This is a genomic window from Vibrio sp. Vb1166 (assembly GCF_033338695.1).
GTDB classification, from domain to species: Bacteria; Pseudomonadota; Gammaproteobacteria; order Enterobacterales; family Vibrionaceae; genus Vibrio; species Vibrio alginolyticus.
This window is the reverse complement of the sequence record NZ_JAWOTE010000019.1, coordinates 49,172-62,433: the sequence shown is the minus strand read 5'-3', so window position 1 is coordinate 62,433 and position 13,262 is coordinate 49,172. Positions and strand designations below refer to the sequence as shown.

At 43.2% G+C, this 13,262-nt stretch carries 16 protein-coding genes; 1 reads left to right on the top strand and 15 read right to left on the bottom strand.

Annotation, left to right across the window (positions count from 1 at the left end; all coding sequences use genetic code 11):
• Positions 1-57 precede the first annotated feature (57 nt).
• The 3 genes from R7E51_RS17750 to R7E51_RS17740 are packed head-to-tail and all read right to left on the bottom strand — an operon-like array spanning position 58 to position 1,614.
• Positions 58-1,035 carry a nuclease-related domain-containing protein gene (locus R7E51_RS17750; protein WP_032073006.1) on the bottom strand — a complete coding sequence of 326 codons (978 nt, stop codon included), beginning with the start codon at positions 1,033-1,035 and terminating at the stop codon, positions 58-60.
• A 56-nt stretch (positions 1,036-1,091) separates the two neighbouring features.
• Positions 1,092-1,352: a hypothetical protein gene (locus R7E51_RS17745; protein WP_014386658.1), complete on the bottom strand. Its 261-nt coding sequence runs from the start codon at positions 1,350-1,352 to the stop codon at positions 1,092-1,094.
• A 19-nt stretch (positions 1,353-1,371) separates the two neighbouring features.
• Positions 1,372-1,614 (bottom strand): hypothetical protein, encoded by a 243-nt coding sequence (locus tag R7E51_RS17740; RefSeq protein ID WP_014386657.1) that lies wholly within the window; start codon positions 1,612-1,614, stop codon positions 1,372-1,374.
• 231 nt (positions 1,615-1,845) lie between these two features.
• Here R7E51_RS17740 and R7E51_RS17735 point away from each other — a divergent pair, with 231 nt between their 5' ends.
• Complete coding sequence (locus R7E51_RS17735) at positions 1,846-2,940, top strand: hypothetical protein (RefSeq protein WP_014386656.1); 1,095 nt, start codon at positions 1,846-1,848, stop codon at positions 2,938-2,940.
• A gap of 36 nt (positions 2,941-2,976) precedes the next feature.
• On the opposite strand, the gene R7E51_RS17730 is transcribed toward R7E51_RS17735, so the two are convergent.
• The 12 genes from R7E51_RS17730 to R7E51_RS17675 all read right to left on the bottom strand — a co-directional run bounded on the left by R7E51_RS17730 (position 2,977) and on the right by R7E51_RS17675 (position 13,140).
• Complete coding sequence (locus R7E51_RS17730; RefSeq protein WP_014386655.1) at positions 2,977-3,252, bottom strand: hypothetical protein; 276 nt, start codon at positions 3,250-3,252, stop codon at positions 2,977-2,979.
• Between the two features lie 203 nt (positions 3,253-3,455).
• Positions 3,456-3,902 carry a hypothetical protein gene (locus R7E51_RS17725; protein ID WP_014386654.1) on the bottom strand — a complete coding sequence of 149 codons (447 nt, stop codon included), beginning with the start codon at positions 3,900-3,902 and terminating at the stop codon, positions 3,456-3,458.
• 83 nt (positions 3,903-3,985) lie between these two features.
• On the bottom strand, positions 3,986-4,414 hold the full coding sequence (locus R7E51_RS17720; RefSeq protein ID WP_014386653.1) for a hypothetical protein: 429 nt from the start codon (positions 4,412-4,414) through the stop codon (positions 3,986-3,988).
• 204 nt (positions 4,415-4,618) lie between these two features.
• Positions 4,619-5,143, bottom strand: a complete 525-nt coding sequence (locus tag R7E51_RS17715; protein WP_101905910.1) for a hypothetical protein — start codon at positions 5,141-5,143, stop codon at positions 4,619-4,621.
• A 76-nt stretch (positions 5,144-5,219) separates the two neighbouring features.
• Positions 5,220-5,474 (bottom strand): hypothetical protein, encoded by a 255-nt coding sequence (locus R7E51_RS17710; RefSeq protein ID WP_041154783.1) that lies wholly within the window; start codon positions 5,472-5,474, stop codon positions 5,220-5,222.
• Between the two features lie 91 nt (positions 5,475-5,565).
• The gene (locus R7E51_RS17705) at positions 5,566-6,360 is read right to left on the bottom strand and encodes an RHS repeat-associated core domain-containing protein (RefSeq protein ID WP_032073003.1); all 795 of its coding nucleotides are present in this window, start codon (positions 6,358-6,360) and stop codon (positions 5,566-5,568) included.
• On the bottom strand, positions 6,360-6,614 hold the full coding sequence (locus R7E51_RS17700; RefSeq protein ID WP_101905909.1) for a hypothetical protein: 255 nt from the start codon (positions 6,612-6,614) through the stop codon (positions 6,360-6,362). The genes R7E51_RS17705 and R7E51_RS17700 overlap by 1 nt, the downstream gene beginning before the upstream one ends.
• A 2-nt stretch (positions 6,615-6,616) precedes the next feature.
• On the bottom strand, positions 6,617-6,760 hold the full coding sequence (locus R7E51_RS17695) for a hypothetical protein (protein WP_206949614.1): 144 nt from the start codon (positions 6,758-6,760) through the stop codon (positions 6,617-6,619).
• A gap of 309 nt (positions 6,761-7,069) precedes the next feature.
• On the bottom strand, positions 7,070-7,948 hold the full coding sequence (locus R7E51_RS17690; RefSeq protein WP_243641898.1) for an RHS repeat-associated core domain-containing protein: 879 nt from the start codon (positions 7,946-7,948) through the stop codon (positions 7,070-7,072).
• Positions 7,949-8,005: 57 nt separating this feature from the next.
• Positions 8,006-8,437: a hypothetical protein gene (locus R7E51_RS17685; protein WP_101905908.1), complete on the bottom strand. Its 432-nt coding sequence runs from the start codon at positions 8,435-8,437 to the stop codon at positions 8,006-8,008.
• Positions 8,438-8,504: 67 nt separating this feature from the next.
• A complete protein-coding gene (locus R7E51_RS17680) occupies positions 8,505-8,960 on the bottom strand; it encodes a hypothetical protein (RefSeq protein ID WP_133305458.1) in 456 nt (151 codons plus the stop codon).
• Positions 8,941-13,140 (bottom strand): RHS repeat-associated core domain-containing protein, encoded by a 4,200-nt coding sequence (locus R7E51_RS17675; protein ID WP_014386644.1) that lies wholly within the window; start codon positions 13,138-13,140, stop codon positions 8,941-8,943. Before R7E51_RS17675 ends, R7E51_RS17680 begins: the two co-directional genes overlap by 20 nt.
• Positions 13,141-13,262 lie beyond the last annotated feature (122 nt).

Below are 13,262 nucleotides of genomic sequence, written 5' to 3'. Positions count from 1 at the left end.
ACTTTATCATGCTTTTTGAAAACGCAACCCCTCCCCTCCACTTTCACATGTGAAAGTCTAAGAAACGGTATTTTGCTCAGACTCCACGCGCTCTTTTTGCACAAACACCAAATACGATTCTGAACATTCACATTTTAACCAGTACTCTAACTTTTTCTTTGTTACCTTAGCTCTCTTGCTTCCACAATGAGCACAAGGAGTTCGCATTGAAGTGTTAGTGTCACAACAAAGACACTTTACGAAGTAACCAAACTTCCCATGACATGCTGTAAGCTGCTCAGCCTCACCACACTTTTTACAGCGGATTTTTTTTGAATCAACCTCATTACGAACAAGCATTTCGTTTTCCTGTTCTTTATGTAATGAGCCAGAGTTATCGACTGACCTGTTAGAACAAAGTTCATCCAATAAATATTCAGTTATGCTATGCAACTCTTCTTTAGTAAAAAAAGGTTCTGTTGCTAAAAACGCTTTAAGCTTTCCTTTTTCACCTATTCTCCTAACGGCATCAGCTACAGCTTCGCTTTTAATGATTCTTTCGTTAATGTCAGCAGGTATATTATCTCTGTGCAAAATACACGAGTTAGAAACAACGCATAACGAGTCCCACCGTCGGCCACCAACATTTTGCTGGACACCTAACATTTTCCCCAGGAACTTAGGAGCGTTATCAACAAGAGCTTTCTTCAATAATTGCTGTTGCAACTCAGCTTGTTTGATCGGAGAAGGAATACCTGACCAATAACCTTTATAACTTCTGGACCACTCACCACTCTCGTTAACTTTGACTTCCCCATAGATACTTTTTGATTCAAGTATTAGGAAACCGTATTTATGCAATACTAAGTGATCTATCTGTGCTTTTTCACCATTATACGTGAAGGTAAAATCGTTAAATACGTGAATTTCTTCGCTATCTTTAAACGCTCGACGTAAATAAAAAGCCACATCTCGCTCTTGTTTTTCACCTGCAATGATACGACTATCCTCTGAGTTACTTTCTGCTTTAATAGCCTTTGTTGTAATAATTGGCATATCAACACCTTTTAAATGCGAGTTCTTTATGCAGACTTTCACATGTGAAAGTCCAGCTAGTACGCCCAACTGTCAAAATCTGTATGGGTGAGAATTTCACCGTCTTTGGCCGGACGAACATAAACACTTCCATAACCCCCTTCTGTTCCAATCGCGTAACACGCAATAGAAAATGCAATTTGAGGGTTAGGTACAGTGGCAACTATTTCTTCATTGATTGTTACGACAGAACAATGACCCGTGTACGAATCTGGCAACTCAGAAATTGCGGTTGCTGCATCGAGCGTTTCACTTCCATCCGATATCAGAATGCTCATATTTAGCTACCAAACTGTACTAAAATCCAAAGAAACTACCACCAGCAAGTCCTGACGAATCGCCAACAACAGCAGCATAAATGGCAGCAGCTATTGCCGCAACGATGACAAACTTAACGATGGCAAAGCCAAAAGAGAACAGCCTCCATATTAAAAAGAACCCAATCACAGCAGCAATCCAGCGCCAATCAAAGGGTATATCACCTAAAGAACTATCAAGGGCTCTCTGAACTTCATATAGCCAGCCGTTTATCATATCCATAAGATCAATCTCCAGAGCATCATGCTCTTAGTGTACCGACATGACATTTTTTTAAGAGATGAGAACTTGCCCTTTTTTGGGCAAATTGAGGGACATGACAAAGAGCTACTTAGTAAAAGAGTGATCTGCTTTAGGATGGCAATCCTATTTGTGGTTGGTTGTGTTAAATAATCTACCACAATTCTATTTTGTGGTATCATTGATAACACAATTTACCAAAGGAGCACGACAATGGATATCTGGCATTATCCTCGTACACAGCTTGCTACGTTTATCCTTAACGGGATGGACAAAGGTCTTCTTCAACGAGTTTCAATCTTCGCTCCACGCAAGCGAGGAAAAACTCAATTCATTCAAAAAGATATCATTCCTATGGCTCGTGAACTTGGTGTCTTACCTATCTATGTAGATTTTTGGATGCAAAAAGACGACCCAGAAGGCATCTTCATTAAATCCGTCATTGATGCTTGTGAAAGGAATGAAGGATTTCTACATAAGCTTGGCAAAGCTCTCAACTTCAAAAAGTTAGGTTTTAGTGCAGCTGGTGGCAAAGTTGAAGTAGAGCGTTCTCAGGGAGAACTGAGAGCTGACTTGTTCGCTGTATTTCAACGCTTAAACGAGCTGGATATGCCTGTTTTACTGTTGCTTGACGAAGTTCAACATTTGGCTACTCGCAAAGAATTTGACTCGTTTACGGCAGCTCTACGCAGTTTTGTAGTGAACAGAGAGGATAACAACGTCAAATGCATCTTCACAGGTTCAAGTAGAGAGGGGTTAAGTCGCTTATTCAAAGACAACAAGGCTCCATTCTACAACTCCAGCCAAACCCAGATATTTGAAGAGCTGGATATGGATTTCGTTGAATTCGAGTTGGCCGCATTCAAAAATGTCACTGGTGGTGTCGAACTCGACAAACACAAAGCCCTAGAAATCTTAATCAAACAAAATCGCGCTCCCGCTCGGTTTGTTGAAATGTTAAAGAATATGGCCCTGAACATGGTTCATGACCTAGATATTGGTGTCCATCGTTATGACGTTGATCGTATCGAGTCAGAGGACCACTTTTCAAAAACATACGAACAACTGAAACCTATCGAAGTGGCGATCCTAAAGCTTGTTGCTGCCAATGAGTCAAAAGGTCTTTATACCAAAACAGGACTAGACAAAGTGAAAGCTTTCACTGGCGACCCAGAAACAGACGTTACAAAATGGTCGGTGAAAAATGCAGTCACACGATTGAAGTCGCTTGAGCTAATTTACAGCCCAGAGCGTGGGAAGTTGGAAATTGAGAACCACGACTTTCGTGATTATATTCTTGAAAAATAAGTGCCTTTCGGCATGTTAAGACTATCAGCCCATGCTTCATGCGTGGGTTTTGTTTATGAGTTGTACTTCTATATTCTCAAACCCCATGTCTCTAACCTGATTTACCAGGATATCAAGCCTCCACACTCTCAAGTCACTGGTTCTTCCATGTCTAATTGCATACGCGATTCCTTTACCACTATCAATCCCAACCAAATGAAACTTATTAGGATGCAGTTTAGATTCCTGCGCAATTAGTTTGGTCATTGTTCGAGTCTCCGCGAGACGGCGGAACTCACCTTCTTTTACTTGATGGAAAACGACTCCAGACATACATATCACCATTATATTGACTACATATGCTCATTATGTCGATTTAAAGGGGGAAATCAAAGAGGTTTTATTGCTGGGGCACGATAAGTAATAAGCTGAGGTTCGAAGCAGAAACGCCATCAGCCAGGTCAGTGATGTAATTTTGCACAAACTTTAACTAATTGTCCAAAGTCTCAAACACATCCCCCAGCAATATAGCACAATTAGTTCAACTGACTTTCAGTAACAACTTGATCCCAAGTGTGCAGTACCTTCGACAAATGCTGATGCTTCTTGTTGAACTCAACATCACTCAATACCGCTTTATACGGGGCACTTAGGTCGGAACAATTAATATTAGCCCCTACCAGTTGAAGCGTGTCAGTGAGGGAACCACCACTAGCATCAAGCCCTAAGCGGTCAACGGTTTCACTACTAACAAGCGCTTGTACAACATTGGCAAAGTCGCGTGAGCTTAATTGTTCAATACTAAGCTTTGTCTTACAGCTACTTTCCACTGCGGCCTTGTATTGAATGGTGTATTTCGCGTTAACTGGGGCCATAGAGTGCATCGCCATTAGATACGCATCAACTTCTGTTTTAGGGAAAACATCCGCTTGAGCTGAAAATGCAGTTAACGTCGCTAGCAGTAGTCCAATTTTCTTCATCATTCTTGTTCCTGTTACATTGTTCAAAGTGGCATTATTTACTCGACTGATTTTCAAGCTAAATATTACATTCAGTCAAGCACTTATCACTTTTCGAACATGGGTAGTAATTCCTGAACACTTTTTTCACAAGCGGCTTGTCTACGGCCACTTTCGTAAAAGTAAGCCCATAGACTTTGTGGCATCCCCTCAAGAAACTCGATAGGAAAAGGATTAGGTGTTTTAGCCCAACAGTTTTGCTTCTGGTCAGAATAACCTTGTCGTTGCGCATCTTGCTGAAATAACGTGTATAACGCTTTTAGTTCATCATCATTATAGAAACAATGATAATTACCACCAACTAGTTGGTTGGTCCCTAGTTCTATCCATAGAGGATACCGAGAAGAACTACCGAAACAAATTAACTGATAGTGTGGCTTCGATTGTCTTACCTCATCTTCACAAAGCTCTACTTTGCTGGAGGTAAATGTATCTTTCCCTATTAAAAATGGATTGTATTGATACTGACTAGCCATTTTATCTCCTTGATATTCATATTTGCGCTGGTTTTCCCAGTTCCGGCATCCACCTCGGCAAGTAACTCGCCATCGAGGCCATAAACATAGAGCACACCCACGCCACCAGCTGGCTTAATCCGCTGGTGGTAGTGAAAAAGGTTCATAGAGGTCAGTCAATCCCAGTGAGTTCAATCACTTCAACGCATGTTTAGATGAGCAACTTCAACCTCTATGCAAATCCTCTTCTAACTTTTGCTCCTCATCATCTGTGACTACACCTTTAAAGACATAAGTTGTTTCACGGGGCAATTCTTTTTCTTTGAATAAGAGAGCTTTTATATCGCCTACCTTTGCTACTTTACTTTGGAATTTACTAGGCATCTTCTCAAACTGAATCTCACCTATACCTCCCCTACCAAGGAAAATATTAAATATCGCATATTCCTTGCCATTTCTTTTAAGAGCAAATTTATATCCAGTTACAGGTTCGTCAGGGCATATTTTTATTTCTTTAAGCCATTTTTTTCTAACTGTATCCAGCCCATCAAATATCTGTAGCAACTTCCCACTCTTGGAACGCTCCATCATATCCAGACGTTTAAATTGCTGAATTAGTTTACCTTTATCCTCTTCCGTAATGTGTAGGTAGAAGGCAGTTAATGCCTCTACCTCATAACACCTCAACCACTCACAATCTGAGTAAACGGCTTTTTTTAACGACCTTATGACGTTTGATATTACTGACATCCACAACCTCTCCCTTATTGCCCACGCCACCAGCAGGCTTAACCCGCTGGCGGCGTGTTACAAGCATGAATGTTTGCTATGTGTCACCGTGAACACCGGGATGTCTAATGAATGCAATTAGCGACTGTACCGCTCCTACTGTCCCAGCAAACACCCCCATACCTAAAAATAACCAAAAAACCATCTCGTGCTGAATTTGTCTTTCAAATAAACCAAACCAATTTGTGATGTAATATCCTACTCCCCCAAATGCAGCACCAATAATGGCCCCACCAACTAAAAAGGGGAGAAATACTGTTATCATGAATGCACTAAATCCTTTCATCTTCATCTTCAATTCTCACTTATGGGATATTAGCAATGATGTTGCTTCCGATATTACCAGTGGTGACAAAAAATACCGTTAGCGTTGGAGGTGCATCTTAACGGTGAAACGCATTCGACGAACTCTTTAACCGTTTTTCTAATGACGCTTTATCCCACCATCGGTTAGCCTGCATCTTTGGAATTATTTTTCCTAGCCCAGCAAATGAGTTACCAACCCCTGCTCCTAATCCACCTAATATCATACTGCGCCCTGAGTTAAGCCAAATATCATCACAGCTGCCTGTAACTTTGTTCTTAGCAGCTGTCACACCACCTCCAATTACCCCACTACCCAATGAATTGGCAACGATATTTTTCCCCCAAGACAACCCCTTAGTTAAATTACCAAGACCACCTCCCGCAGCCCCTGTAACGACAGCAGCCCCAAAAGATGCAAAGTCAAACGTCTGTCCTGAATGGTATTGAGCAATCGCATTAAGCGAACCGCCAACGAAAGCCCCAAAAGCAACCCATCCAAACTCGCCTGTAGGATCAATAAACTTCAACGGATTTCCATGCACATACCCATAGGTATCCACTCCATCGAACAGGCCAAGGCGGTCTGATTGTAAGTAACGGCCAAGTGCTGGGTCATAGTAGCGATGCCAGTTGTAGTGAAGCCCAGTCTCTGCGTCAAAATACTGCCCAGGGAAACGTAAGTTGAACTTGATTTGTTCTGTCGTGACAGTCGCTTTGCCGAACGGAGAGTAACTGGCTTTCCATACCGTGGCTCCGGTCTCATCGGTCAATGCTTGCGGCGTACCTAAATGATCGTTATGGACGTGGTAAACGGTGCCATCCACCAGGTAACTATTTAACTTTGGAATTCGTGAAAGATTAGCTGAGACCATCACTTTTCTTGGCTATTTCCTTTCGTCTCTCTCATGTGTCGTTCAATTCCTTTTTTTTGCTTTAAGCAACGAATCGTGCTGCAAACTCCTAAAGCTAGGCATACCCCTCCCCAAACAGCAATCATCATAAAAAGAACAAATATTGATTCAGGATACCCGATCAATCTATACGCACCGTAGGATATGAGTCCCGTCATAACTCCCACTAAAGGGATCAGAATCAGATATATAGAAATCTCTGTTTTGTATGCCATATTTACTCTCCGTTACCTATTGGCATATTCACACCTCCAACCAAACCCCACGCAAACTCACCTGTAGGATCGATCCTTATTAGTGGATTTCCATGCACATACCCATAGGTATCCACTCCATCGAACAAGCCAAGGCGATCAGCCACAGCCAGCACCAGCGTAATCTGCCTTATGTTCCAGCGAAGAACCTCATCACTTCCGGAAGGTAATGTAAGAGGTGGCCACCTTTATCGAAGAACAGAAACCAAATAGAAGCTCCAATACAGAAAATACCTAAAAGAACTAGCTCTATAGATGTGTTTGCATACACTGACACATTGCTATCTTTTTTGAATTTCACAATCTTGTATTTAAATAGTGCAACAAGACCTACATAAAGGCATCTTATCCCTAATGGAATTGCTATAAGCAACCCACCTAAAGTCATGAATGTGTACAAAACAAAGTCAAGCCAATTATTGATTTCCAATTGTTGTTCCCCCAGCAGAACCTATAGCCGAACCATACGATTCGTAGTTAAAACTAACCCTTTTTTTCAAATCCACCCCGATTATGTCTCGTGGTCTCAAAATATTTTTGCCTAATATTCCCCCGCCAAAACCAACTGCTCCACCAAACGAGCCAAGAATTGCACTTCTTCCTACCTGATATAAATCAAGGCTCTTTTGATACCTTTGATCACAACCAGAAGACTTTTCAGTTAACTGAATATACATATTGCCAATAGCGCCTGATGATGCACCAAAAAATACAGCTCTCCTTAGAGTGCTTCCAAACCCTCCAAGTGCCCCCGTAGCACCAGCCACAAGAAGTCGCCCCGCATCAAACGAACCAGTTTGATATTGTCTGTATCCTTCAAAGCCTATGTTAACCATTGCCCCAATAATTTGCGGAACCCATAAACCAGTAGGATCGGTGTAAATAGCAGGATTATTCAATGCATAGGCATAGGTGTTAATCCCACCAGCCAGCCCTATTGGGTCACTGGTGATATATATCCCTGTATTCGGGTCATAGTTGCGATGCCAGTTATAGTGAAGCCCAGTCTCTGCATCAAAATACTGGCCGGGGAAACGCAAGTTGAACTTGATTTGTTCTGTCGTGACAGTCGCTTTGCCGAACGGAGAGTAACTGGCTTTCCATACCGTGGCCCCCGTTTCATCGGTCAATGCTTGCGGCGTACCCAAATGATCGTTATGGACGTGGTAAACGGTGCCATCAACCAGATAAGCCATCAGCTGGCCGTCAAGCCAGACATATTCTCGCTGGGTTTGCCCGGTTCCGGCATCCACCTCGGCCAGTAACTCGCCATCGAGGCCGTAAACATAAAGCACATCCACGCCACCAGCAGGCTTAACCCCGCTGGCGGAGTTGCTTAGACTAAGTAAATATCAGTTTTCAGGTCGAAAGATCCTGATTACTTCTTCAATGCCATTTGCAGCCGCAAGATCGTTCAACATTGCTTCACGCCCAACCCCTGATTCCCAACTTTCCTTTTGCTCATTGATCACTTTTGCTACTACGCTTTTAAACTCTTTCAGTTCCAACTGAGATACCAATGTTGTTTTCAGCTCAGCTTTCAATAGCCTAGAGTTAAACATTAACACCTCTAAAGGCCATCGCCATACAGCGTTTAAAGGCTTGACCCCAACTACCTCGTCTACTTTGTAATGCCTTCCGTTAGAGTCGTATATTTCCATTTGGTTAAAGTACCCACCTTTTAGAGCGGCATTAGTACATTTCCCCAAATGGCTTCCGGTTAGTTCTACGTGAACTGATTTTTTCTTTTTACTGACCAGTAGCACTGGATATGTAAGTTCCACAACCACCCCCTCTTACTGTCCACGCCACCAGCAGGCTTAACCCGCTGGCGGCTTTCTTTAGAAATTATCAAACTAACTTTTTAGAAAATTCATTATCATCCTCAAGCCTGAACACAGCGAATAAATCTTCCAGCGTCTTACATCCCATCACCGCTTTTTTCAACTCGGCTTTGCTGTCATAGAATTGACCCCACACAGAGTACGAACCGCTTTCAGTAGCCAGATTAGCGATCATCTCTACCCAGTCCACAAAATCATTTTCTACTAGGTGAAGAGAACATTTGATGTCTCTAGGCTTCCCCAATAACTGCAAACAAACTCGTTGTATAAAACGAGGGCTAACCTCTTGTACTGAGTCAATTCTCCAGACGCTACCATCTCCTTTGATAAGTAACGATCCAACATAGCGATTTCCTATCTTTTTAGCCGAGGCGGACGCCTTCTCTAGGGCTTCCTCATAGATAGGCAGCATAAAGTTTTCTTTTTTACTCAGTAATATACCTTTATTTTTCACTGCACCCACAACCATTCCCTCCTGCTGCTGTTAACCCTAAGCCTGCTACGGTTTCTCTTGCCCATATTGGAACACCATTAAACCAACCTTTAATTCCGTTATTGTGAATTTTTGTATTGTGATAGATGTTTGTGAATGGTTTTGGATTAAGGTTCCAAGGCTGATTAAATATACGCTCTAATTTTTGATTACCTTCAAAGTGTCTTCTTTCAACAAGCCAATGATGAATATGTTGTCGTGGCGGGATGTCCTTGTTTATGTTTTTCGCGTACCACCTTCTCGTTGCTCCCCATGAATGGGGGTTGCCTTTAGTAGTGACAGCACTTTTGAAGCGATGAACTTTTGCTACCTTCACGGCATTGAACATTCCACCCCCAAGAGCTGCCAATCCAACATCACCCCAGTTAACGCAATCAATTTTCCCACCGTTATCATAAAGCTGATATGCCAAATCTATCCCGGCGAACACCACTCCCCATGCGAACTCACCTGTAGGGTCTATGCTCGACAGCGGATTTCCACGCACATACCCATAGGTATCCATTCCATCGAACAAGCCAAGGCGGTCTGATTGCAGGTAACGCCCCAGAGACGGGTCATAGTACCGATGCCAGTTGTAGTGCAGCCCAGTCTCGGTATCAAAATACTGGCCGGGGAAGCGAAGATTAAAGGTGACTAGCTCTGTCGTGACACTGGCTCGGCCAAATGGCGTGTACTGCGCTTTCCATACTACTTCACCCAGTTCGTCTGTCAGGGCCTGCGGTGTGCCCAGGTGATCATTGTGAACGTGGTAAACGGTGCCATTCACCAGGTAAGCCATCAGCTGGCCGTCAAGCCAGACATATTCTCGCTGGGTTTGCCCGGTTCCGGCATCCACCTCGGCCAGTAACTCGCCATCGAGGCCGTAAACATAAAGCACATCTACGCCACCAGCTGACTTCCTCACTCGTTGATGAGCACTGTTATAGTGATAGATTGATGTTTCGCCATTGACCGTAGCCTCAGTCAATCTATTGAAAGCATCATAGACAAAGACATCCGTTCCTCGGCCAATCGTGTTTCCGTTTGCATCATAGCTGTAGGTGATCGAGCCAATACTTGTTTTGGTTAGACGATTGCTATTGAACACAATGCTGTACGAATCTTTCACGCCGTCGCGGTAGATAGCCGTCCGGTTGCCGTTGTAGTTGTAGGTGTACTCTCGGGTCCCGTAACCACCAGTAGCATCAATCAAGCGGCTCAGCTTGTCGTAATTGAAAGTTTGGCTATAGCCACTATCCATTAAGTCTGTAATTGAATCGACATTGCTATTGGCCGTATAGAGATAACTGCGGTGCATTGCACCAGCAACCTGTACAGACTCCAATTGATAGTTCATGTCGTACTGGCGCTCTTCCCAAAGCCCATTTCCATGAGTCAGATCAGTTACAGGCCCAAAAGGTTTCCGTACCAAGTCAGAGACTAATGTTCTGCTGTTAACACCATTATTCAATGTAATGCCAATGACCTCTCCAGCTACATTGCGCTGATAAACCGCTTTGCGGCCACTCGGGTACTCGATACTCGCCAACTGCCCTGCACCATCATAGGTGTAATTGGTTAACAAGGTGCGGCCATCCACAATTAGTTCTTGGCTGGCTATCTCACCACTGGCTGTGTAACTGTATTTTGATACGCCAGAAGCGTCTGTAATGGAAGTAAGCTGCCCTACCCCATACAGCGCTTCTGGCTCATCGTAGCGGAATGTCACACTAGCATTAGGTTGACCATCCACAGTGATTGAAGAAAGGCGATTAAGCGCGTCGTAGTGATAAGTGAAAACCTGACCGTTGGCATCTGTTTTACCGATCAGGTTTCCAGCCTTGTCATAAGTGTAATGAGCCGTGCCTGTGTCTGGGCTTTGTACTGAGAGAACATCGCCATATCCGTTGTATGAATAGTAAGTTCTCCGCCCTCTTGGATCAGTGACTCTCGTTACTAAGGCATTATCGTTATACTGCATTGCAGTGGCGCGGTTAACAGGGTCAATTGATTGGAGCAGGTTGCTAAAACCATCATAGCGGTAGGCATAAGCATTTCCAGAAGGGTCAACTTTGCCCGTTAGGTTGGCTGTCTTGTCATAGGAATAGGTATAAACATTTCCCGTTCCATTTGTTGTTGATGAAAGCCAACCATTCAAAGTGTAACTATGCAGTTGCTTCCAGTGAGCAATGCCACTGTTATCTTTCAGCTCAACTTGCTCAATATTTCCTAGTGAATCTCGATTGATACTTTGTCGATTTCCATTTGCATCAATCACGGCCATCAGCTGCTGAGCAGCATCGTACTCATAAGTGAAAGTGCTATTGGTTGGTAAGGTGATAGATACCAAGAGTCCTGATTCATCGTAAGAGTACAATGTAGTTCCATCTGGACCAGTAGAAGAAATCATTTGACCTAACGTGTTGTAGTTAAGCGAGTAGCTTACTCCATTGGCATCTGTGACGCTCTGAGCCCTTCCATGAGCATCGTAATTGTCAAATGACACTACGTGCCCAAGAGAGTTGATAACTCGGCTTAGGTTGGCTTGAGCGTCGTATTCAAAGCGCGTTACATCATCAACATCCACCCGTGGACCATCCACTGATTTCAGTTGTCCAGGAACACCAAGAGAGTCTGGATAATATTCAAATGCCCACTGCCTGACATCTGAGTTGGTTCGGTCAATCAATTTAAGCGTTAACAGCCGCTGGCGGTCGTCATAGGTAAATTCTTGGACCAAGTATGACGATGTAATTTTGGTTGGTTTTGGGAACTCTGAATGCCATTGTGTTGTGATCGTATCACCAGTCGAGCTTGTCCTCGAAATTTCAAGTCCTCTTTGGTCATATTGGTAAGAGAATGATTGGCCTTCTTCATTGATAATTGACTTCAACTCACCGTTGGTATCGTAGCCAAACGACTTCGTACCACCAGCAAAGCCAGTACATGCAGCACCCTGTATACTGTCAGGCTTTAGTTTTCCGTTATAACGACTAAACAGATAATGTTGTTCGTGACCTAGAGCATTCGTTACCGTAACTGAACCATCAGGGTTGTATGTAACACTTGTCCTATCAACACCACTGCTATGTTCGCTCAGAACAGCGCGACCCGAAGGATCATGAGACCACGTAGCAAATCTGCTTCCCTTTTCATCCGTAAGGCCAGTCAAAAGGCTTGGGTTTAAACTGTCTTCATAGTGGTAACGTCGCTGATTGGCATCCGGTTTATGCACTGCAACTAACAATTCATTCGAATAATCGTAAGAGAAGGTTTGTCCAGCAGGGTCGATCATCTTTATGATCTTCCCTTGATCGTAACTAAACCTTAAAGTCCGGCCAAAACTGTCAGAAACAGAGTCTAACTTACCGTTGGTATAATTCAGATCCAGCTCATTTCCCGATGGATGAACAATACGTATCAACTGACCATTACTATCATATAGTTCGACAACACCATCAGCCCTCTGATATCTCCAACCAGAATCTTTGTATAACCGATCATCACTTTTCCATGTTGGCATCCAAACCGCATTTGTCCGGTAGAATGCTAACTCTTTCCCATCTGGCCGATGCAAGACAACCATATTCTCTCCGTGACTTTCTTTGTCAAAAATCACTTTGTTTGAATAGTTGTGGCTCCATCCAATACCAACATCGCTTTGTTTACCACTCAAAGCTAACTGGCTGTTGTAATGTCGTGTGAATACAAGAGGCTCCATACCAGCGCTTACATAATCGGTTTCTTGCTGATATTTATTACCAGTAGCTAGGTTGATAGGGTTTCCAACGCACAGTTCTGTCTCTGGTTTACCAAGATCTCTATTGAGAAGTGGAGAATCAGTCATCTCCCCAGGAATTATGAATTTTGTCAGTGTAGTTCCAGAGAGAGCTCCAAAGTAACAAGTGTCAGGGTCATAACTACCTGGAGCATCACTACGATGCATACATAGCCATGAGATTAGTCTTCCATCACTATACGTTTCACTCGGGTATAGCTTTTCACTCACATAGCTGTGTGTGCTTGCGAGCTCGTTAATTCTATAGTCCCTTAAAAATTCATGCGCTTGCTCTGGGAGATCAAATCTCATTGCATCAATTTCTGAACTACCACTGGCATTGATACGCCACTGAGCAGAAACAGCACTAGGAACTATAAGTGCTAACAAACAAGCTCTTGCGATTAAGTTAGTATGAAAATGATCCACTGGTTTCTAAAGTCCATTAATTACTTTCTACACGGACTCTATTATCAACTTAATCAAAGAGATTAACTTCATGCTTAACTGCC

Coding starts and splice junctions, on each gene's coding strand:
- R7E51_RS17740 (WP_014386657.1), bottom strand. CDS start 1,614: ATGGATATGATAAACGGCTGGCTATATGAAGTTCAGAGAGCCCTTGAT.
- R7E51_RS17725 (WP_014386654.1), bottom strand. CDS start 3,902: ATGATGAAGAAAATTGGACTACTGCTAGCGACGTTAACTGCATTTTCA.
- R7E51_RS17700 (WP_101905909.1), bottom strand. CDS start 6,614: ATGGCATACAAAACAGAGATTTCTATATATCTGATTCTGATCCCTTTA.
- R7E51_RS17745 (WP_014386658.1), bottom strand. CDS start 1,352: ATGAGCATTCTGATATCGGATGGAAGTGAAACGCTCGATGCAGCAACC.
- R7E51_RS17750 (WP_032073006.1), bottom strand. CDS start 1,035: ATGCCAATTATTACAACAAAGGCTATTAAAGCAGAAAGTAACTCAGAG.
- R7E51_RS17705 (WP_032073003.1), bottom strand. CDS start 6,360: ATGGTCTCAGCTAATCTTTCACGAATTCCAAAGTTAAATAGTTACCTG.
- R7E51_RS17715 (WP_101905910.1), bottom strand. CDS start 5,143: ATGTCAGTAATATCAAACGTCATAAGGTCGTTAAAAAAAGCCGTTTAC.
- R7E51_RS17720 (WP_014386653.1), bottom strand. CDS start 4,414: ATGGCTAGTCAGTATCAATACAATCCATTTTTAATAGGGAAAGATACA.
- R7E51_RS17730 (WP_014386655.1), bottom strand. CDS start 3,252: ATGTCTGGAGTCGTTTTCCATCAAGTAAAAGAAGGTGAGTTCCGCCGT.
- R7E51_RS17710 (WP_041154783.1), bottom strand. CDS start 5,474: ATGAAGATGAAAGGATTTAGTGCATTCATGATAACAGTATTTCTCCCC.
- R7E51_RS17735 (WP_014386656.1), top strand. CDS start 1,846: ATGGATATCTGGCATTATCCTCGTACACAGCTTGCTACGTTTATCCTT.